General features: G+C 53.2%; 17 protein-coding genes and 1 riboswitch. Of the genes, 10 read left to right on the top strand and 7 right to left on the bottom strand.

Going from position 1 to position 20,505, the window contains the following annotated elements; all coding sequences use genetic code 11:
- Genes KGZ66_09015 through KGZ66_09000 form a run of 4 tightly spaced genes read right to left on the bottom strand, consistent with a single transcriptional unit; the run spans position 1 to position 3,942 of the window.
- The gene (locus KGZ66_09015) at positions 1-1,215 is read right to left on the bottom strand and encodes an aminoacetone oxidase family FAD-binding enzyme (GenBank protein MBS3985725.1); all 1,215 of its coding nucleotides are present in this window, start codon (positions 1,213-1,215) and stop codon (positions 1-3) included.
- A 14-nt stretch (positions 1,216-1,229) separates the two neighbouring features.
- Complete coding sequence (locus tag KGZ66_09010) at positions 1,230-2,015, bottom strand: ABC transporter ATP-binding protein (protein ID MBS3985724.1); 786 nt, start codon at positions 2,013-2,015, stop codon at positions 1,230-1,232.
- Positions 2,015-3,046 (bottom strand): iron ABC transporter permease, encoded by a 1,032-nt coding sequence (locus KGZ66_09005; protein ID MBS3985723.1) that lies wholly within the window; start codon positions 3,044-3,046, stop codon positions 2,015-2,017. The genes KGZ66_09010 and KGZ66_09005 overlap by 1 nt, the downstream gene beginning before the upstream one ends.
- Positions 3,043-3,942, bottom strand: a complete 900-nt coding sequence (locus tag KGZ66_09000; protein ID MBS3985722.1) for a cobalamin-binding protein — start codon at positions 3,940-3,942, stop codon at positions 3,043-3,045. Before KGZ66_09000 ends, KGZ66_09005 begins: the two co-directional genes overlap by 4 nt.
- A 176-nt stretch (positions 3,943-4,118) precedes the next feature.
- Positions 4,119-4,303, bottom strand: a riboswitch (cobalamin riboswitch).
- Positions 4,304-4,503: 200 nt separating this feature from the next.
- Here KGZ66_09000 and KGZ66_08995 point away from each other — a divergent pair.
- The 7 genes from KGZ66_08995 (at position 4,504) to KGZ66_08965 (ending at position 14,267) form a co-directional block, all read left to right on the top strand.
- Entirely contained in the window at positions 4,504-5,811 is a 1,308-nt protein-coding gene (locus tag KGZ66_08995) for a hypothetical protein (protein ID MBS3985721.1), read from the top strand.
- 244 nt (positions 5,812-6,055) lie between these two features.
- Complete coding sequence (locus KGZ66_08990; protein MBS3985720.1) at positions 6,056-6,418, top strand: hypothetical protein; 363 nt, start codon at positions 6,056-6,058, stop codon at positions 6,416-6,418.
- Between the two features lie 167 nt (positions 6,419-6,585).
- On the top strand, positions 6,586-8,106 hold the full coding sequence (locus tag KGZ66_08985) for a hypothetical protein (protein ID MBS3985719.1): 1,521 nt from the start codon (positions 6,586-6,588) through the stop codon (positions 8,104-8,106).
- A gap of 438 nt (positions 8,107-8,544) precedes the next feature.
- On the top strand, positions 8,545-9,006 hold the full coding sequence (locus KGZ66_08980) for a nucleotidyltransferase domain-containing protein (GenBank protein ID MBS3985718.1): 462 nt from the start codon (positions 8,545-8,547) through the stop codon (positions 9,004-9,006).
- Between the two features lie 560 nt (positions 9,007-9,566).
- On the top strand, positions 9,567-11,381 hold the full coding sequence (locus KGZ66_08975; protein ID MBS3985717.1) for an ABC transporter ATP-binding protein: 1,815 nt from the start codon (positions 9,567-9,569) through the stop codon (positions 11,379-11,381).
- A gap of 93 nt (positions 11,382-11,474) precedes the next feature.
- Positions 11,475-12,587 carry an MFS transporter gene (locus tag KGZ66_08970; GenBank protein ID MBS3985716.1) on the top strand — a complete coding sequence of 371 codons (1,113 nt, stop codon included), beginning with the start codon at positions 11,475-11,477 and terminating at the stop codon, positions 12,585-12,587.
- A 51-nt stretch (positions 12,588-12,638) separates the two neighbouring features.
- Complete coding sequence (locus tag KGZ66_08965; protein MBS3985715.1) at positions 12,639-14,267, top strand: ABC transporter ATP-binding protein; 1,629 nt, start codon at positions 12,639-12,641, stop codon at positions 14,265-14,267.
- Between the two features lie 86 nt (positions 14,268-14,353).
- On the opposite strand, the gene KGZ66_08960 is transcribed toward KGZ66_08965, so the two are convergent.
- On the bottom strand, positions 14,354-15,310 hold the full coding sequence (locus tag KGZ66_08960; GenBank protein ID MBS3985714.1) for a hypothetical protein: 957 nt from the start codon (positions 15,308-15,310) through the stop codon (positions 14,354-14,356).
- Between the two features lie 632 nt (positions 15,311-15,942).
- On the opposite strand from KGZ66_08960, the gene KGZ66_08955 reads away from it, so the two are divergent.
- From KGZ66_08955 to KGZ66_08945, 3 genes are read left to right on the top strand one after another with little or no spacing between them, the layout of a single operon-like run.
- Positions 15,943-17,550: an IS1634 family transposase gene (locus tag KGZ66_08955; GenBank protein ID MBS3985713.1), complete on the top strand. Its 1,608-nt coding sequence runs from the start codon at positions 15,943-15,945 to the stop codon at positions 17,548-17,550.
- A gap of 36 nt (positions 17,551-17,586) precedes the next feature.
- A complete protein-coding gene (locus KGZ66_08950) occupies positions 17,587-18,537 on the top strand; it encodes an ABC transporter ATP-binding protein (GenBank protein ID MBS3985712.1) in 951 nt (316 codons plus the stop codon).
- Positions 18,521-19,300: an ABC transporter permease gene (locus KGZ66_08945; GenBank protein MBS3985711.1), complete on the top strand. Its 780-nt coding sequence runs from the start codon at positions 18,521-18,523 to the stop codon at positions 19,298-19,300. The genes KGZ66_08950 and KGZ66_08945 overlap by 17 nt, the downstream gene beginning before the upstream one ends.
- A gap of 48 nt (positions 19,301-19,348) precedes the next feature.
- Here KGZ66_08945 and KGZ66_08940 read toward each other — a convergent pair whose 3' ends face one another.
- Positions 19,349-19,759, bottom strand: coding sequence for a type II toxin-antitoxin system HicB family antitoxin (locus tag KGZ66_08940; protein ID MBS3985710.1), 411 nt, complete (start codon positions 19,757-19,759; stop codon positions 19,349-19,351).
- A gap of 16 nt (positions 19,760-19,775) precedes the next feature.
- Positions 19,776-19,955, bottom strand: a complete 180-nt coding sequence (locus KGZ66_08935) for a type II toxin-antitoxin system HicA family toxin (GenBank protein ID MBS3985709.1) — start codon at positions 19,953-19,955, stop codon at positions 19,776-19,778.
- Between the last annotated feature and the right edge of the window lie 550 nt (positions 19,956-20,505).

Here is a 20,505-nt window from a genome sequence, read left to right as displayed (position 1 = left end):
CTAGGTCGCGCTCGCCGCCGCGCTCTCTCCGGCTAACCTGCCGCTCCCGAAAGCCCAGTGCAGGTTGTAGCCGCCGCATCTGCCGTGCACATCAAGTACCTCCCCGGCTAAAAATAGGCCGGGGTGTTTCTTTGACCTAAAGGAAGGGATATCCACTTCGCAGAGGGGCACGCCGCCCCATGTTGTCTGTGCCTGTTCCCAAGTGTTAAGTCCAAGGATGGGGAACATCCAGTTCCACTGCAGAGCGGCGAGTGCTGTAAGCTCGCTGTTGCGCAGTTTGCGTGACGGCAGGTCAAGTGGTAGAGAGGCCTCCTGCAAGAGGGGCGCAATCAGTTGAGTTGGGAGGTAGCCTTGTAGCGCGTCGTGCATAGACTTGTGGCCGAGGAGTCGCAGGCGGTCGCGCAGATAGCTTTCCAGTGCGGGAAGAGACGCTTGGTCTGCTAGGCACAGGTGCAGTGTGAGTCCGGCGCGGTGTCCGATATGTGCAGTTAAGTCAAAAACGGGTATGCCGGAGATGCCGTAGTCGGTAAAGAGGACTTCTCCCACTTCCTCTTTGGCAAGCTCAGGTATAGACACCCGTGCTTGCAAGCGCAACCCTGACAGCCGCTTAAGGTGGGGGCTAGAAAGCCTAAGGCCTACGAGTGCTGGTGCCGGGGGCAAAATTGTGTGCCCGAACCTAGCGGCAAAGTTGTACCCGTCTCCGCTACAGCCTAGCTGTGGGGCGGCTTTGCCTCCGGTAGCGAGAATAACCGAGCGTGCCGCGAGTCTTTGCCCGTCCTGGGTCACTACTTCTAGGGCGCCGTCGCGCTCGGTCGAGTCGATTGCTGCGACGTGGGCATTCTGGGTAACACCGACCTTAAGGCGTGTCAGCTCATGCAGCAGCACTTCCAGGACGCTCTTCGCCTGCATGGTGCGCGGGTAGAGGCGTCCATCCTCGGGCGTGAGTTCGAGGCCAAGCTTTTGCCAATAGGCGCGGGTATCGCCGACAGTGAGTTTGTCAAGTAGGGGACCAAGTAGCGCCGAGTCCTGGCTTACATAATGCGCGGGGGAAATGTCAGCGTTACTGAGATTGCAGCGGCCGTTGCCGCTGGCCAGGATTTTCTTGCCAAGGTGAGGACGCTTCTCAAGCAGCATAACTTTTGCGCCCGCGCGTGCGGCGGCAATTGCCGCAGGCAAGCCGGCTGCCCCTCCACCTACCACACAGACATCAAACACATACATCACTCCCGCTAAGCATCCTGGTAACTTCGCCGCAGCGCAATCTGTGGTGCCTCGGACGTAGGGTGTAGGAGCACAGTGACATCGCACTGGTATGCCTCTAAGATGGCCTCACGCGTAATAACCTCAGCCGGGGTTCCGGCGCTAAGCACTCGACCGTCAGCGAGAAGCAGCAGGTGGTCGCAAAAAAGTGCCGCTAAGTTAATGTCGTGTAGCACCGCAATTACCGTGTAGCCCTTGGCGACGAGTTCGGCGAGCAGTGTCAGGAGTTCTAGTTGGTACCTGATGTCAAGGTGTGTGGTAGGCTCATCGAGGATTAAAATGTCGGCCGCTTGCGCTAGGGCCATAGCAACCCTTACGCGTTGTCGCTCTCCGCCGCTCAGCGTGCCGAAGCGCCGCGTGGCCAGTGCCTGTAGCCCTGTCTGTGCTAGTGCGGATTCCACCGCGTTGTGGTCAGCCTGAGAAGGGGAGTCTAGTAGCCCTTGGTGTGGGATGCGGCCTAGTTCCACCATTTCCCGCACCGTAAGTTCCGTAAGCTCCGCCTGTTCTTGCGCCACGACAGCGATATGGCGGGCCAATTCACGCTGTGTGAACGCTTGGAGTGGGCGGTCGTAGATGCGGATTGACCCTTCCTGCAGGGGCAGCCACCGGCTGATAAGCTTGACTAGGGTTGACTTGCCCACACCGTTAGCGCCCAGAATCCCCGTAAAAGTGCCTTGACTAAAACTCGCCGAGACTTCACGGAGTACCGGCTGCCCAAAACGATAGGAAACCTTCTCGACACTAATGGCAGGCATTAGGCCACCTCCCGCCGTTGGCGCGACAAGAGCCAGAGGAAAAACGGCCCGCCGCACAAAGCAGTTATAATCCCGACCGGGAGTTCCTGCGGGCGCATAGCAACGCGTGCCAAGAGATCGGCGCAAGTCAGGAAAATTGCCCCGCATAAGGCCGCAGTGGGTAAAAGGCGACGGTAGTGATGCCCGACAAGCATGCGCGCGAAATGCGGTGTCATCAAGCCTACAAAGCCAATCATGCCGCTTACTGATACGGCTGCCGCCGTAAGTAACGCTGCCGTCCCCAAAAGCAAGAGGCGCACACGGCTTACATCTACCCCTAAATGGTGCGCAGTCGCATCACCGAGACTGATGGCGGTGAGGTGGCGGTGGTAGGCGTAGGCGATTGCCAAGCCGACAAGTAAGTAGGGGAGCATCAGGACGAGGTGACTCCAGCCGCGTCCGGCGAACCCTCCCATCAGCCAGAAGAGCAGGGGGTTGATTCGCTCGCGGCTTAGCAGCACTAGGAACGACACCACCGCAGAAAGCGCGCTATTCATCGCGATGCCTGCCAAGAGCAAACCTAAAGTCGATTGGCCGGCCACTCGCCGCGAGATGATGAGCACAGCTAAGAGCGCGAGCATTGCCCCCCCAAACGCCAGCGGAGTTACAGCTCCGAGGCCAAAGAAGGCAAAGTTTAGGCCAAGTAACAGGGCAATCGCCGCGCCAAGGCTTGCGCCCGAGGATACACCAAGCACAAAGGAGTCGGCCAAGCTGTTGTGCAAGAGGCCCTGCATAATGGCACCTGCCGTCGCCAAGGAGGCGCCTACAGCCGCCGCTAGAAGAGCGCGTGGCAATCTCAGTCGCCAGGCTATCACAGCATCTACTGACCAAGTGTTCGCAGGTGCAGTCACTAATTCCTGCAAAGCCGCCAACAGGCGGGTGGGAGCGATGTCGACCGCCCCCACCACGAGGCTTAGGACTATGCTTAGGGCTAAGACGATGCCTAAGAGGGCGTTAGCCGACCACGCGCGCATGGCGGCTAATTTGTTCACCGCCATAGGTCGGGGTGTAACTGGGTGGAGAGAAGCCGCAGCGCTTGCCCGATGCGGGGCCCGGCCCGCAGGATAAGGTTTTCGTCTACCAGGTACACCCGTCCGTCACGCAGGGCAGGGATGCTGCCCCAATCGGCGCGCTGCCTGACTTGCTCTACCGTCTCGGTGGCATGGCCGTAGAACATGACCTGTGGCTGCCTAGACAAAAGCTCCTCCAGCGAGAGCGTCGGCCAGGCAGTCGTTGCGGTCGCCCCTAAGTTCACGCCGCCCGCGCGGGTAATAAGTTCATTGATAAACGTGTTGGGCCCGGCCGTCATGATGGGGTTAGACCATACCTCGTAGTACACTAGCGGCCGCTGTGCCTGTGTTAGTGTTTTGACGCGCTCGTCAACGGCATTGAGCTCCGCCGTGATTTGCCGCTTAAGCTCCGCCGCGCCGCGCGCCTGACCGGTGACCCGCCCGAGGAGGTCGGCGTTATCTAGCACTCCCTGAATGCTTTCGGGATGCAGGACAATTACCGGAATCCCTAGCTCAACTAATTGCTCGCCGACAGTTTTGTGTAGGCTGGCGGCTAAGACGAGGTCGGGTTTGAGGCTAACTATTTTTTCGATGGAAGGGGTGGCAAATGAGCCGACGCGTTCCTTCGTGGCAGCTTGCGGTGGGTAGTCGCAGAGCTCGGACACACCGACGGTTTCTTCTGCTAGGCCTAAGGCAAAGAGCATTTCCGTGTTACTCGGGGCAAGTGAGACAATGCGCTGCGCCGCGCGCTCTAGGCGTACTTCGCGGTCTAGGTCATCCGTTACGACAATGCTCGGCCGCAGTACGTTAAGTACGGCGCAACCGGATAAGGCCACAGCGAGAACGAGTACGAGCGACAATACAGCAATGCGTTTCATGAGTGTATCCTCTCCTTACATGTAGGTTTGATAACAGTCGTCTGTCACCGGTGAGCAATGCTCTCAACTAGACCACAGGTAACCCCCTTGTCGCACAAAGTAAAGCCCTCAACCAACGGTTGAGGGTTCGATGCAAAGCTAAGTACAAGCTTTGACCTAGTCCTTTCGACCGAAGGACGGAGTCTTGGCTCTGGGGCAGGTTTCCTGACTACGGGAGTGACGCGCCTAGTTCCTTCCCATTCGCGCGCGAACAGTGGTTAAGTATAGGCACTACCCGTTACAGTGGCGGGACCGCTCAGGATTCTCACCTGATTCCCTTTTAACCCCTACAGCTAGGGGCACCCCACAGCGTATTTAGTTGATACACTCAGTATACGTCACCGCAAAATCCAAAGCAACTGAGATGAGGCCAATTCCCTCGGATTATGGGGATGCCTGAGATGATAGGCAGGATGGAGAGGCCTTTTAGTGTCACGCGACACTATCATTGGCACGTGATAGTGTTGCCAACAGAGCTATAATCTGGGTAGAATGAATTAACGGCATTTTGGAGGTGGCCTCATGAGGAACGCGGTGCTGCTTTCGGCGATCCTGCTTCTTGCGCTACTGTCGCTAATCACCATTGCCGGGATCGCATTAGTACAGCGAACCGTACCGGCTGTAGATGCGACTGACCAACAGGAAGCTGCTGTTGAAGCGGAGAAGCTAGAATTAGTGGGGGAGCTATTAAAGACCCACTACCATGTTGGCGAGAGAATCCGGGGAAGTGTAACTCTAAACAATATGAACTTCAGTGCTGAACCGTTAACTTTGCGGGGTGTTGATCCGGCTCTGTTCTTTAGGGTTTACGATGAGGAAAACAGAATGGTTGTTTCGCAGAGTCTTAAATTGCGACTGGACGACTGGAATTTTAGGCCGGGCGAGGTTAATCATCAAGAGTCGTGGTTTGGACACTACTCCTTCGCCTTAGACCAGCCGGGCAGATACAGGCTGGTATTCTGGGCTGAGCTTAGACTAGATAAAAACCTTGCTGACCCCCTACGGATCTACGCCGATCCTCTTCGGATTGAGATTATCACCGGCAGAAAGGTGAGCTTTTGGCCGGTTACAGTGCACTCAGCTGCCGCAACCCCAGAAGAGGTCCGGAACTGGGTTAAGAGTTCCCTAAAGTTTGATATGACCGATTTTGCTAATACTAAGGAATTTGATGGCAAGCAATATCTTTTTGTTAGGAGTGGAATTAGTAGTCGAGATGGCCCCGAGCCGTTCGAGCGCGTGGTACGAATAGTTGATGTGCTTGTTATGGCAGAAGAAGTAGTGGTTCGAGCTAGCTTCTCCAAGCCTTCGCCAGCGGAGCAACTATCGCCAGCTGCCCTTTATGATGTGGTTTACATCAAGGCAACGGGACTACCGGTCAGGTTTGTGCCCATCACCCGAGCCGATGAAGAAATTTTTATCGGAACTATTGTCGGAATCCATTTTCTTCCGGATATTGTTGCTCACTCCCGGTCAATAAAGCTCTTTGCGCCGGCCCCGACTGAGGCGGTAGGTCGTAGATTCACCGTATCTGGAGTTGCCAATACCTTTGAAGCTACCATTTTCTATGGGTTGGGTGAGGTTGGTCGCAATTCTTTGGACGGAGGAAGCTTAATGGCCGGACATACTGCTCCTGGTTTTACCAGGAACCCGGTGCTAACGGAGGAGCATCTAGTAGGAGCAACGTATTGGTTGTATTTCACCTTTGACATAGAAGTGCCGACACACGTGGCGGACGGCTCGGAGTTGGTTCTAGCTGTTTATGCGTATTCTCCAGTAGAGGGCGATAACCCGAACACTGTGTCCGTTCCCTTGCGGCTTGACGCTAGGTAGGCTCGTAATGCTCATACTGCTTATACGACATTAGGAGGAGGCGACAATAATAGAAACGTATTCAGCGCGGCGATGGAATGTAAGGCTGTCCCTATTGGGACTAGGGGCCATTTTGGCAGTGCTACTGATTTCCTTCATCGCAGTTAATCGTCTAGGTGTCGGCGCCATGAGAGGTGGGATCGACAGTTCAGTTTCCGCAAAGATCAATGACTTGGTCCGAGCTTGGGAAGGAACTTCTTCCCTTGTGACAGTGACGGGAGGCGGCGACAGATACACTCTCAGATCAGGCCGCATTGCCTTGATGCTGCGCCATACTCAGTCCGGCATAAGTGACGAGGAAGTAGGCAGATTACAGCAAGAGATCCTAGATAAAGCGAAAAAGGAGCTAGGAGAGCCCCCAGAAGTGTTTGCGATAGCATTGGGCACGGCAAGTAGCGGCGCACGCCTAGTTGTCTACGGATTTAAGGTCAGCACTGGTTGGGTGCCAACCGACTACGGCATGCATGCTGGTCTCAACACCAGCAATAGAGAGATGAATATCATCTTTAAGGAAGCGGTGGAGTGGTTCAAACAGCAGATGACTACCCTATATGGCGGGACCCCTTAGCTAGCTAGCGCAAGGGCTGCAGGCCGATGATGCCCTAGCTTTTGGAGCGGCGTTAATTATGCCTCCGGAACCTGGTCACAGGTAAAGTCAATGCAAGACTTTGCCACGATAACACTAAGCCTGCTGTCCATTAAGCGCGAAGAATAGAACTATTGGGGGCGAATAGAATGGCCTTAACTAAGAGATTTGGTGTTCTTTTCATCGTAACAATCGTCGCAGTAGCAGCGCTCGTTGCGGGAGGGTGCCGACAGGCGCCCTCCCAAAAGGGGCTCGCCGTCACAAGGTTAGAGATTTCGGGGTACGGTATAGTGGAAGTACCAGAGGGAGTCGAAGTCCTCCATCGCAACTTGCTCCAGCCAAGCGAAGACATCGCCATCACCTTTACTTTCAACAAAGAGTTAGACCCAAACAACAGCTGTGAAATTTTGTTGTTCAGCGGAGGATCGGCAGTGGTAGCGTATCCTTCTGTGGCAACCCCAAAGCAGAAGTATTTCTACTACCGCATTGAAGGTAAAACACTGTCATTGCATCATGTCGCTGGGAGTAGCTTGCCGAATTTTCTCGTCACCGTGGTCTTGCCGGCTGAACTGCGCGCCGTAGACGGCTCACGCCTGCAGAACGATAATTTCGTTTGGCTCTCTACTAGTTGGCCCTCTCCACAAGCCCTAGTTACACAGGCTGAGGGACTAGACAAACCCCTTCGTCTGCCAGTGTGGGGACGTAACGACGGTCGCGACATCGCCTACTTGTTAGAAGATACCCCGCTTTACCGCACTCCGAGCAGAGCGGGCGAAGCTCTTGGCGAGCTGGGCACGGGAGAGAATGTACGGGTTCTAGCCATGCAAGGCGAATGGGCTGAAGTAATGGTCTACTATCCGAAGCATCTCGCTAAAGACACTGCGCTCGACCGTCTGGCGGGTGGCCTTGATGTGTGGACGTCCGATTTGGTGCGGCGAGTGCAGGGGCATGTACCGCGCAGTGTACTACAGGCCATCCCTCGCCCACGCAACACAAGTTCCTTTGTGACCGTCGACTACTTCTACATAGGGCACGATATTGAAGTCCGCAGGATTGGCGTAACCATGCATATCTTGCCTGCCGGTGGTGTTGGCGCAAGCTTGTTACCTGGAGAGATTTTGACGCAGGAACGGCTAGACCTTTTGGAAGCGGATGCCCTAAAAATCTTTGGCCATTGGACAGCGGGTAGAAGTTGGTTGCAGGCATACAGCAGAGGCGGTGTAGGCGGCTTCCTCTCACTGCACGACCCTTACATTCATCACCCCTTCCATGCATGGACACCCGCCCAGCACAGCCGTTACTTAGCGATACGAAGAGCCTATGTTGACCGTCTTGAGCAGTTTTGGGATGCCTACGCAGTGGCACCCGCATATAGCAGCTGGAAGGAACGCTTCCGCGAGGGTTTTAGACGCGAAGTAAAGATGCAAGACATCTGGGTGGCTTGGAGTGCGGAAGATAAGAACCTGCGCATCGAGACTCTAGCGCGCAAGTTAGCTGACGCGTTCGGGCAAACAACTGCCGAAAAAGCTGCGATACTGGCTCAAATCACGCAAGAGGAGTCCCTGGACGAGAATCAGGGGTGGCAGGAGTTCTTGGCCACTCATGTAAACCTGCAGCGAGACTTTGCGCACGAAATACAGGCGCGCCGACGGGCATTGTTCCGGGAATAGTAGGGCCATCTCCAGTGCGACCCCCAAGCTGCTCTGGCACAGGTAGAATCATTGGCCTTCGGTGCGGAACTTCTTCAGAATACAGGTGCCACGCGCGATGCATATTCCCTCCTAGGCAGGGCGTACGCTCTGCTGCAGGGCAACAAAATGCCAAGGGCTTAAAACCCTTGGCGTTACTAGTTTTTATCGCGTCGTAAGCCCCTTGCGGGTGATAAGGGCATACTACGAGGTGATGTGCGTCATAATGGTACTCCGCGCCGGTGGCGGGGCAGCGTGGGATGCAGCCGCCTCACGCCATGAACCAAAGCGCGACTGTTGGGCCTTCTTTCGTTACCCGAGCAGCCCCTGACATGCGCGGCTTACTCACTCGTTTGACTATTTAAGGGTGCTTTTGTATCATAGTGGCATGATGCGCTGTTTGGGGAGGAAGATAACATAGTGGCTCTTCATCAATCCCAATATGAGGACAAAATCGCAGCCAGAAAGTTAGTTTTGGAAAGGGAATTGGCAAGAATAGTATCGGTTTTGATCAAGGAGTATGACCCGTTAAAGATCGTGCTATTTGGTTCTCTTGCCACCGGCAATATCCATGAATACAGCGACATTGACCTGATAGTCATAAAGAATTCTCAAAAGGGATTTTATGAGAGGTTGAAAGAGGTCGGCTTGCTCGTCATGTCCAGAAGAGGGGCAGATATTTTGGTTTATACGCCGGAAGAGCTTGAGCTTGCAAAGGACAGTTTGTTTTTTCAGGAAGAAATCCTAAAGAAGGGCAAGGTGCTTTATGAAGTACCCGAGCAACTGGTTTGCCTTTGCGGCGGACGACATTACTGTGCGGCAGGGCGTACGCTCTGCTGCAGGGCAAACACAATCAGCAGTAGGTGTGCATCCTACGTATAAGCCTCTCCTTAAGGAGGGGCCTTTTAGTGTCGCGCGACACTATCATTGGCATGTGATACTGTTGCCAATATAACAATAATATGGCATGATGGAATAACTGGATTGGAAGTGTTTTTGTGAAATCCGTAGTACGACCCTCCTCCCCCCCGTAAGCCAAAGAAGTGAGGTTGGCATGGTCGCGAGTCTACGATTATCGGCCGCGTTTCTTAGTCTTATTGTTTCACGAGGAATCTTGAAAGCGGTGGGATACTGCCCCCCCCGTATCAGTCACCGACTGGCCGCTCATACATACGCGCTGCACCCCGGTGCGCCAACCTCATCAATAGCTGCAGTTATCCGAATAGCAGTTTCGGCTATGCGTCACGGCAATCCTCGGTCAACTTACGATTGCTTTGTTGCAGCTGAAAGGAAGGCACTCCTTGCATTTATTACTCCGTCGATTACAGGTCATCACAGGGGATCACGTGCCTCAATGTCTTGATCCCTGGCTTCTGGCTTTTCACTTAGTTGTAACCAGAATGGCGGTTTTGCCAGGTAGGTAGACGTGGGAGAGTGGCACTGTGGTCCTCTTAAAGCAAAAAATAAAGACCATTAAGCGGGCGTTGTTGCTGGGGTGTCGTGCCGCCCCGGGTGAAGTTCGGCTTCTGTTAGTACTTAATCTGCTATTGGGCGTTACCCCCATAATAATACTTTACACAAGCAAAATAGTAATCGACGAAGTAACGCAGTTGGCGGGTAGGCAGGGGCTTTTTGCCCACTTAGGGTCGCTCCTCCCGCAGGCCATACTAGCGTTTGTCGCGTGTATCTTCATTATGGACACTGTGGAGACAGTGCGCGGACTAGAGATTGACAACTTTCGTGACCGCGTCGGCGGGGAGGCCCGCCGACAGCTCTTAGCTAAGGTGGCCGGGTTCGACGACCTTTCTATGTTCGAGAACCCAGAAGCCCTAAATACACTGCAGCTTGCGGAAAAAGGGGCAGACCATCTTTGGCGACTTGTCACTGCCATTGGACGTATGCTCATTGGCCTTTTTGCGTTTGTGCCCGCGTTCCTGCTTACGGCTACCATCGCTTGGTGGGTGCCACCTGTGCTCTTTCTTACCGCGTTGCCTACGGTATTCGTTGTATCAAGGGTTGAGGATTTTAGTTGGGACGTAGAGGAATCACAAGCTGAGAATGTGCGGTATATGAAGCTATACGAGCGCATTCTCCTAACCGAGATTTATGCTAAGGAGGTGCGGCTGTTTAATCTGCCCGCCTTCTTTCTTGGACACTGGAACGTGCGCTTTAGTGCCATGTTCTCGGCTATGAAGGCAGCACGTTCCCGCGGCACATGGATGCTTGTCGCCTGGTCCGTAGTCGGCACGCTTGGAGCAGCTATCCCTTATGTTTTCGTTGTTGACGGAGCGCTTCGCGGCGCGTACACCCTCGGCGATTTGGCTCTGTTCGCGGGCCTAATTTTCCAAGTGCGGCGAAGTCTTGAGCTGATGATCTTTGAGGGCGGGGATCTATATCAGGCAGCGCAAGGTGCTGGCCCTTTATTTGACGTTCTGGACATGGAATCCGCATTAGCTAGAGAGCCCGTCCCGCAGGGTAGCTCAGGATCTCAAGCATATGGCGTTCGCTTTTCGCATGTTTCATTTAGCTATCCTACTAGCGACCGGACTGCTCTAGAAGACATTAATCTGTCCATAAGCCCAGGGGAAACAGTAGTGCTTGTCGGCGAGAATGGCGCCGGGAAGACGACGTTAACCAAGCTGCTGTGTCGCCTCTACGACCCGAACCAAGGTGAGATCACTTGGGATGGCGAGAACATTCGCTCACTTGACATCGGTGAGCTACGCAAACGAATTGCGGTGGTCTGCCAGGACTATGCGCACTTCCCGGTTACAGTGCGCGAAAATATTGGGTTTGGCGACCTATCGCAGATGCACCATGACGCCACGCTACTAGCTGTGGCCGGAGAAGTGGGTCTGGACAGACTGGTGGAAGCACTTCCTGATAGTCTCGACACGCCGCTTGGGACAATACTTGAGGGAGGCACCGATCTTTCTTCCGGACAGTGGCAACGCCTCGCCCTAGCACGCGCGCTGCTTCGCCAGCCCAAAGCTCAACTGATGATCCTAGATGAACCAACGGCAGCTATCGACCCCCAAAGCGAACACGAAGTGCTAGCGACGCTACGCCACTTAGCCCGGGATAAGATGGCCCTGATAGTGACGCACCGCATGCCCCTAGCACGCAGCGCCGATAGGATACTTGTTCTTAAGCATGGCCGCATCGTTGAGCAAGGCTCACACACAGAGCTGATGTCCGCAAGGGGTGTATATTATACGATGTTCACGCGCCAAGCCAGTAGCTATCTGCCGACGTAGGCCGGGAAAGTTTGCTGCAAAGGGGGAGTCAGCCTGTATCGAGTAACAATCCCAATAATTGGGCATTCCATAGCACTGTTTGGTTCGTGGATATTGCTGATTGCAGCCGGGCAAACAGTGTATGCAGAATCACAGTCTGCGGTGCTAATCGGGTTGCTCGCCGTCGCCCGTCTGGTTCCAACCGTGTTCATTGGCCCGGCAGTGGCTCCATACATTCAGCGGGCAAACAGATGGGCGCTGATGGGTTGCCTAGATTTAATCTCTGCACTGTGTATGTTCGCAGTCAGCCTTAGGCCTAATGCGGCCATCCTCTTTGTGGCCGCAGTTTTTCTCTCTGGCGTCAGTGCCATATATAACGTTGCATACCGCAGCGCCATCCCGACGCTAGTGGAAAGTGACCGACTTATAGAAGTAAATGTCCTTAGAACCGCTCTCGGCCATAGTCTGACGGCACTTGGCCCCTTCGTTGCGGCCATGACTCTAAGGACGATAGGGGTTCAATCCTCCATGCTAGTTAATGGATTGACCTTCCTAGTTAGCGCGGGAACTATGGTGTACATAGCGGTGTTCGGGAGAGCAGTAGAGTATGGCGTGACCACTGCGGGCAGTAGCCCCAAGCGGATATCGCTGCGAGAAAGCATTGCCGTGACGTTGCGCCAGCCACAGCTACGTCGGTATTTCACCACCGCACTTCTGTCCGGTCTGGGATATGGGGTATTGCATCATTTGGTTGTGTATGCCAATGACGTACTTCTCGGGGGTGAGGCGGCATACGGGGCACTGCTCTCCGCCCTCGGAACAGGCGGTCTCATGAGCCTCCCCTTGCTACTTTTGCCCGTGAGTCGCATCAAGCCCTTTTTGGGGTATGGCCTAGCGCTAATGCTGGACGCAGTAGCCTTCTTGTTCTTGGGCACATTTGTCATTTCCACCTCGGTGGCATCTGCTGTCCTCTTTCTTTCCGGCGGGAATGACGCGTTAGCATCGATGGCTTCAGAGACGATTATCCAGCAACATGCGGATCCCGGCTCTTCTGCCCAAGCCTTTGCGTTAGATGCGGCTTTGTCACGACTGGCCACTCCCTTAAGCATTCTTGCTGTAGGGGTAATTACGGTTCCGCTCGGGATCAGGGTCGCCTTTTTGGCAAGCGCAGGGCTATTGGCGGCTGCCGCCGTCTCTGCCCTCTTAGTGCGTGAGGTCACGCGATAGTGTTGCCAACAGAGCTATAATCTGGGTAGAATGAGTTTGTGAGTGTGGAAAATGAAGAAGTACCTTTTAGCTATAAGAAAATACATTGCGTTAGAGATTGCGCTCGACTTGATCTCTAGCGCCGCACTGGCCTTTATGCCGTACCTCGTCAAGCTGTTGTTTGATTCCGCTGATCAGCTGAGTCTGCGGCTATTAGTTACGCTCGCTGCTCTGTATGCCCTGTGTGTCTTGGTATCTTTGGTGGCCACGTATCTGCACATGCTTGTCAGCTGGAAAGGCGGCGTGGCCTTTGAAGTAGCAATGAAGCGCGACTTCTTCAAGTCCATAGCCAGATACAGGTACCAGAAGTTTGTCTCCAAAGATGTAGGGGAGTACATCTCGATTCAGGCAAGTGAGATAACGCAACTAGAAATGGACTATCTGAACCCTCTGCTAAACATCTTTAAGATGGCCAACTCCATTGTGGTGTTTGGCGCAGTATTGCTTCTCCTGGTGGACCTAAGAATTGGCATCGTCATTATCGCATTGTCCTTTTTCTCAGCCATTTTAGTCCCTACAATTGGTGCCAAGACGATTTCGCATCGCCACAAAGTCTATCTGGATACCCGGGGCGAGTACATGGCCAAGATGAAGGACTTGTTGGAAGGCTTTAAGCTAATCAGGCCTGACACTAGGAGTAGTATCTTCCACGAACACGAGCTAGTTCTAGGTAAAACTGCCGAGCGACGATACCAGTATGGGAAAATCAAGAGCCTGCTTGGCGTAGTGCGAGGATTCTTCTTGTACCTGTTAAATATTGTGTCCTTCTCGTTAGTAGGGTGGTTTCTATTGATTGGGCAAATCACGCTAGGAACCGCCGCAGCTACGTTAGGCTTCATCGAGAGCTTCATCGCGCCGATCCAGTCAATCATCACGGACATGGCAACAATTAGGGGGACAAGAGGCATTAAAGAGAAGGTGCTGGCCATGCTTGATTGGCACCCTGAAAGCGATATGCCCGTCGCTACCGCGTTTAACAAAGCAATTGTATTTCAGGGTGTAACCGTGCGGTACCAGGACTTCAGCCTAGAAAACTTTAGTTTTACGTTCCTTAAAGGTAAAAAGTACGCCATCATCGGGCCTAACGGTTCGGGCAAATCCACCATAGTGCGTGCCTTGATGAAATATGTAGACTTAGACGCCGGCAAGATTTACATTGACGGGAAAGACCTGCAGGCCATAGACGCCACTCCTATAATGTGGTGCGTAGATCAGCACGAGCACATTTTCCTGTCGGACTTCCTCTCAAACATAACCGTGTTTAACACCGTTCCTTATGAAAAAGCACTGCCCGTGTTCTCTCGTCTAATAGGTGACGCCAAACTGAGCTCTATCAGTAAGCAGGAAAACTGCAGATTACTGAGCGGCGGCGAAAAACAGATTATCGGGCTGTTTAGAATGATGCTCGCGGACAAAGACATACTGCTGCTAGATGAACCCCTTTCCGCCATGGACTCGCAGGTAGCTCAGTTAATGAAGCTCTACCTAAGCAACCTAACCGATAAGACCATCATTAAAGTCACTCATGACTTGACCGACCACCTAGACAGCTTCGACGAGGTACTGCTGATCGTCGACGGAAAACTTTGTGCCTCCGGCAGTTGGTCACAGGTAAAGTCAATGCAAGAGCTGCCACGATAACACGAACGAGGAGGGAGCCGCAAGACGAAGGATAAGGCACAGCAATAGCAATGCTCCTAGGCTCCTTAGACGAACTGCGCCTTGGACTAACGCCTTGATGCTGTGAGTTCTTCGAGCAGGGCGCTAAACTCTGGATCAGTTTCGGCCACGACACTTCCTCTTCGTGTGGCCAAGGTTAGATGGCCAGCTTCCTCTCCTGATTCGATCAAGAAAACAAGGTAGCGCTGGTTGATCTCCACACCGGCAGGCAGAAGCAATCCGGTCTTGTCATATTTCTCTTGGCCCTTAAACTCATTGAGAGTTTTAAATTTGACCTCCGCTATCATCTGATTCCTGTTCAGTCTTGCTGAGGTAATCTCAATCAACAAAATGTGATCGGCCATGCTGATGAGAGCTGCCTGACTCGGAGCTTCTTCTATCACGCGGGCATCTCTGTTCCTCTGGAACCTGAAGGAGCGGACGTGATTGGCCGGGGCAAGACTGCGAATGTACTCTCGCAGCCGCGCAAGCGAGTTGTATTGCGGTTCCTGAAATGGGGCAATAAACACACGCTCCTCCGGATTCTCGGAGACCCTAACAAGGCGCTGAACTTGATCCTTCGGGGCGTCTACCCGAAATGTAAACTCAAGGTCGGCTACGTAAAAATCAAAGGGGTACTCGGTGACAGCGAATCTCGAAAGTAACATTAGATAAGTTTCGCCCACTTCGAACAGATGGTTCCCCGCAGACACCTTAATTGTGTTCCCCTCAGTGCGAGAAAGTATTTTCTCTTCTACCCTCACGTCGTAGAAACCAACGCTGGCTCTTTCCGGCGGTGTCGGTAAAATAGTGCCGATGATAATATTCGAGGATAACCAAATCACGTGGTTCTCAAAAGTTGGCTCCACAAGTGGCAAACCGAATACTGCATTTCCCCGTGGGCCGTGGAACGCCGTCAGGGCCAACCTGCGCGTGGGGAAAAACACTGTTACCGCAGAGTAGACTACTACGCTCAGCAAGAGCACGGTCGCGACAACGAGAATCGTTCTTCTCCGTTTTGTCATTACAGTATCTTCCTCCTCTTTCAGTAGTTCTGCCTTAAATGTTCTATGTCCCTAGTAGTCAGCACAGGTCGAATGGAACGCCTGCCGTATTGGTCTAGCGTCGCTATCATTACACTCTTTGGAGTCATAGGCCTTGCTGCCAGCGTCTATAAAGCTGACTGGCGCGTCACAGCCTCGGAGGCAAGGTAGGCTTCCCTAAAACGACATGAGCGCTAGAACGCTTGTTGACTGTTATGAACTGTGTAATGATGTTAAAGAGGAGGTATGCGCGATTGAATGAGATTCGCGTCCTAGAGAACTACTGCAAAAGGCTTTCATTGCTGCTCAAGAACCTATGCTGACAGCGAATGTGTACCCTGTTCAAGGGCCGGGAGCCCGAGTTGGAGGACAAGCCTTCTTAAGGGACTATAGCGTTGAAGTCTGGTGCGGTCATTTGGATCCAACCGACACAGCAACCTTCGCGGGGACTGTCGCGCACGAGTTGGCGCACTTGCATCCTGCATTCCCGCCGACACCTAACGAGCGGTTTATAGGGAAGCCTGAAAGTCGTCAGAATGCCTGCGTATTGAGCTTCTCATGCTTGTATGTGTCCTCGTTATGTGTTACAATACACATAACGAGGGGGTGCGGGCATGGTGGCAATCATTCGTCAGAAAGACGCGCGCTCGGGGATCACCTACGTCTACGAGTCCGTCTCTTACTGGGACAAGGAGAAACAGCAGTCCCGTTCTAAACGTAGATTGCTTGGCAGGTTAAATGCAGAAACCGGGGAGGTTGTGCCGACAGACGGACGAGGAAAAAAGGAACAACCCGCGTCTCCTGCGAGGCGAGGACCCGTGCCAAGCGAAAAGACCACGCGAACCTTCTACGGCGCTACTTACCTCTTAGACGCCGTTGGCGAAAAGCTGGGCATAACCGATGACTTAAAACTATGCTTCCCCCGCACCTATCGGCAGGTTCTGTCCATCGTCTACTACCTAGTCTTAGAGGATCACAATCCTCTGTATCGGTTTGAAAAGTGGGGGCTGTTGCACAGGCATCCCTACGGCAAGACAATTACTTCGCAGAGAAGCAGCGATCTGTTTGCCTCAATTACCGAGGAAGTAAAACAGCAGTTCTTCCGGCTTCAAGGCAAGCGCCGCAGCGAGAAGGAGTACTGGGCTTACGATATCACCTCGTTTTCTAGCTATTCGGGAGCCTTACGCCACGTTCAATACGGCAACAACAAGGAAGGCGACCATCTCCCCCAGTTCAATCTGGCGCTAGTTTTCGGTGAGACGTCTAATCTCCCGTTTTATTACCGGAAGCTAGCTGGCAATATCCCAGACGTGAAAACGGTCAAACATCTCTTAGCCGACCTAGATACGCTCGGATTTACCAAAGCGAAGCTGGTGATGGATCGGGGTTTCTACAGCGAAGACAACCTTAATGCCCTGTTCAAAGAGCATCTCAAGTTTCTTATTGCCGGCAAGATGAGCTTGGCTTGGATCCGCGAAAAACTAGAAGACATTTACACAGACTTCCGCAGCTTTGAAGCTTACAACGATACATACCAGCTCTACTGCCGGACTGTTCAGACCACGTGGCAATACACCCTGAAACGGCCGTATAAAGGGGACACCATAACGGAATCCCGCCGTGTCTACCTACATTACTACTACAACATCGACAAAGCAGCGGAGCAGGAAAAGGCCTTTGACCGAAAGCTGATGGAATTACGTCACGAACTAGAGTCTGAGAAACGCATTCCCGAGCATGAGGGCCAGTACAAGAAATACTTCGATGTGCATACGACGCCAAAGCGCGGCACAAAAGTTGTCGTCAAGGACGAAGCTGCCCGCAAGGCCAAGCGCTACTTCGGCTATTTCGTGCTAATCACCAACGAAACCATGGATGCGCTCACTGCGCTTAAGCTTTATCGCAACAAGGACTTAGTAGAGAAGGCTTTTGGCAATCTCAAAGAGAGACTCAATCTAAGGCGCACCCTTGTCTCTTCAGAACAAAGCCTTGAAGGTAAGCTCTTTGTCGAGTTCGTGGCTTTAATCTACCTCTCCTACATCAAAAAGCGCATGCAGGACACTGGATTGTTCCGACACTATACCCTTCAAAGCGCTTTGGACAAGCTCGACGTAATAGAGTGCTTTGCCGCGCCGGGCCAAGCCCTAAGGGTTGGAGAAATCCTTGAGAAGCAGAAGGAGCTATTTGTTGCTCTTGGTGTAGAACCGCCGACCTCGTTATGAGTTGGCGGGAATCTAGGTTGCATGAGGAGGAAGAGCATGGACGCAATTAGCTGTGGCGGACTGGCGAAGGCGTTCCGGAATACACTCGCAGTAGAGGGAGTGTCCTTCTCTGTCCCCAAGGGGCGAGTGGTAGCGCTCCTTGGCCCTAACGGCGCGGGAAAGACCACCACGCTACGAATGCTAACAACTGTTATCAAGCCGGACGCTGGAACGGCCACGGTGTGCGGTCGGGATATCTTGCGCGAAAGCCTCTCTGTCAGAAAGGCGATTGCGATTGTCTCGCAAAGCACCTGGCTAAACCACTATCTTTCCCTACGGGATAACATACTTACCTACCTCCTCCTGCGCGGCCTCACGTGGACTGAGGCACAGAGGAGGACACAGTGGGCAATCGATGCCTTCGAACTTGGCCAGCACACTGCCAAAAGAAGCGAGGAACTCTCGGGAGGACTTCGCAGGCGCACTATGGTTGCTAGGGCACTGGCATGTTCGGCCCAGTGCTACTTTCTCGATGAACCAAGCATTGGTCTTGATCCAGGGGCCAAGCAAACTTTTTGGAAGCAGCTCTCAGCATTGGTGCGCCATGCAGGGGCAACTACCTTTCTGACGACTCATTCGATGGATGAGGTTGAGGCACTGTGTGACGACGTGATTTTAATTGACCAAGGAAAAGTAATCACCTCGGGGAGCGTCCAAGAACTAGTCGAAAGCTTAGGGACGACGGAAGTAGAGTTTAAACTCACCGCAGAGTTGGAACGCGTTCCTGACTTTGGGCCGACTGCGAAAAGAGTGACTCTCAATGGACACACGCTGTCCGTAGCGTTTGCGCACGGAAAAGAAGCGATTCCAAGGGCGCTGTTTAGGCTGCTAGATTATGGGGTTCAGGTCTGTTCCATGCGCGTGGTACCTCCGCGGTTTGAGGACGTCTATTTGACACTAGTTAAAGCGCAGGATAGGAGGCGCGGCGGCAATGTCAGTGGTGAGTAAGGCGATGATCGGGCTAGCTTATCGGCAATGGCGTCTGATGCTTAGTTCCCCGCAGAACCTGATGCTGCCAATACTCGAACCGACGCTGTATCTACTCATCTTCGGGCAAATCATGACTACGATCATACCGTCCGTGCAATATGCTGGGCGGCACTGGGACTACCTGTCTTTCGTGCTCCCGGGAATACTAGCGATGGCAGCATGGCAGCGCGGTGTCCATGCGGGAACACCAATCTACGTCGACAAAGTGACAGGGGAACTGGAAAGTCTGTTTGGCTTGCCTATCCCTCGCGGGTTAATACTGGTCGCCAACGCTGTCTCCATGTGCTTTCAGACGATCGTATACAGTGGAACAATCTTGGCTATTGCTCATGTCATGGGGCTCTCGATATTGATCACGCCGTACCGAGTCTGCTTGGGACTTGCAGTGATCATCGTCTTTACCGTACTCATCAGCATGACATTTTCCGCATTGTGTACATTAATTGTGAGCCAGGAGACTTTTAATGTTATAAGCAATTTGGTCATTCTTCCCATTGTGTTCACCTCATCCGTGTTCTACCCACTCGCAGCGGCTCCATTCTGGATCCGAGTGATTGCGTCCGTGAACCCCGTCAATGCTGCGGCAGGCCTTCTGCGAACTATCTTTCTCCAAGATCCTTTCACGCTCTCGGCTATCCTCATGCCCTTGGTCGTAAGCCTTGCTGTGACAGCACTGGTCTCCATAATCAGTATGGCCATCTTCGCGCGAGCACTTCGGTAGGCGCGATTATGCGGGAGCTGAAACACCTCAAAACACATTTGCAGCTCGTTAGCCAACTCGCGGACTGTCGTTTAGACCAAGGCGATCCTTCAATGCCTCTTGGAGAACTAGCGAAAAGTTTACGCCAGCCTTTTCGGCACGTTCATTGAGCCAACTAGGCAGGGTGCAATTCTTGCGGACGGTTCGGTTGTCATGGGTGCGACGGTATTCGTCAGTGTCAACATCGATCAGTGTCTTAATTTCATTTGGCTCTGCAGTAATGCTGTCCAAACAGCTGGGACTGGGGATAGACCGACCTGCATCTTGTTCATAGCAGATCCACATGCCGATAGCATCACGAGCCATGTACATAGCTTCGGCTAAATTATCACCTTGGGTATCAATGTTCAAGTCAGGAACAGATACCGCATAGCCGCCTTTTTGTGTGGGGGTTAAGACGATAGGATAAACTTGCTGCACCGTGAGTCTCCCCTTTCTATTTAGGCTTCAGCCCAGCGCGTCTAAGGATCTTCGCCGCCGTAATTTCATTAATTTCGAGGTGTCGCGGTATAGGTTCAGACCGTTTGCCATTGGTATATATCGTGTGATCCGAGCCCTCTCTAGCCTTCCACCAACCGTTGGCGGTTAGTATCCTAATGAGATCGCGCCGCTTCATCTCCTCACCTCACAATCAAATAATACGCATTTTATGCGCATACGTCAAGTTCCAGACTTGCCATCCCACCTTCAGAATGAGGCTGTGTTTCCAAAGAGAGCTGGGTTAGATGGCCCTGCAGCGAGACTTTGCGCACGAAATACAGGCGCGACGACGGGCATTGTTCCGGGAATAGTAGGGGCATCTCCAGCAGAAGTGCAGGGAAAGCGCCCTTTGACGGCGAAGAGAACCGGGGCGAAGACGGCACAACGAGGTGAGGCAATGATTGGTTTACGTATTCGGGAAGCTCGGCAGGCGCGCGGCATGACTCAGGCCACCTTGGCCAAGGGCATTTCGTCCCGCACCTATATTCCGCTATAGAACTCGGCAGAGTAAAGCCATCAGCCGAAAACCTGAGACAAATAGCAGAGAGACTAGGAGAACCCCTGTCCCACTTCCTGCCCGATTCTATAGACGAGGCTAGACAAAGGGTGGAAACTACTCTCAATCAAGCTAAAGGGTTGCTGGCTACAGGCAAGGTCGCGGAGGCACGAGAACTCCTGTCTATGGT

This window comes from Selenomonadales bacterium, from assembly GCA_018335585.1.
Classification (GTDB): domain Bacteria; phylum Bacillota; class UBA994; order UBA994; family UBA994; genus UBA994.
Note: the sequence above shows the minus strand (reverse complement) of the source record. Positions and strands in the feature narration are given on the sequence as shown.

Bases quoted from the DNA above. Each gene is read 5' to 3' on its own strand.
- KGZ66_08955 (MBS3985713.1), top strand. From the start codon at position 15,943: ATGGTGGCAATCATTCGTCAGAAAGACGCGCGCTCGGGGATCACCTAC.
- KGZ66_08965 (MBS3985715.1), top strand. From the start codon at position 12,639: ATGAAGAAGTACCTTTTAGCTATAAGAAAATACATTGCGTTAGAGATT.
- KGZ66_08950 (MBS3985712.1), top strand. From the start codon at position 17,587: ATGGACGCAATTAGCTGTGGCGGACTGGCGAAGGCGTTCCGGAATACA.
- KGZ66_08960 (MBS3985714.1), bottom strand. From the start codon at position 15,310: ATGACAAAACGGAGAAGAACGATTCTCGTTGTCGCGACCGTGCTCTTG.
- KGZ66_08985 (MBS3985719.1), top strand. From the start codon at position 6,586: ATGGCCTTAACTAAGAGATTTGGTGTTCTTTTCATCGTAACAATCGTC.
- KGZ66_09000 (MBS3985722.1), bottom strand. From the start codon at position 3,942: ATGAAACGCATTGCTGTATTGTCGCTCGTACTCGTTCTCGCTGTGGCC.
- KGZ66_08945 (MBS3985711.1), top strand. From the start codon at position 18,521: ATGTCAGTGGTGAGTAAGGCGATGATCGGGCTAGCTTATCGGCAATGG.
- KGZ66_08935 (MBS3985709.1), bottom strand. From the start codon at position 19,955: ATGAAGCGGCGCGATCTCATTAGGATACTAACCGCCAACGGTTGGTGG.
- KGZ66_08995 (MBS3985721.1), top strand. From the start codon at position 4,504: ATGAGGAACGCGGTGCTGCTTTCGGCGATCCTGCTTCTTGCGCTACTG.
- KGZ66_09010 (MBS3985724.1), bottom strand. From the start codon at position 2,015: ATGCCTGCCATTAGTGTCGAGAAGGTTTCCTATCGTTTTGGGCAGCCG.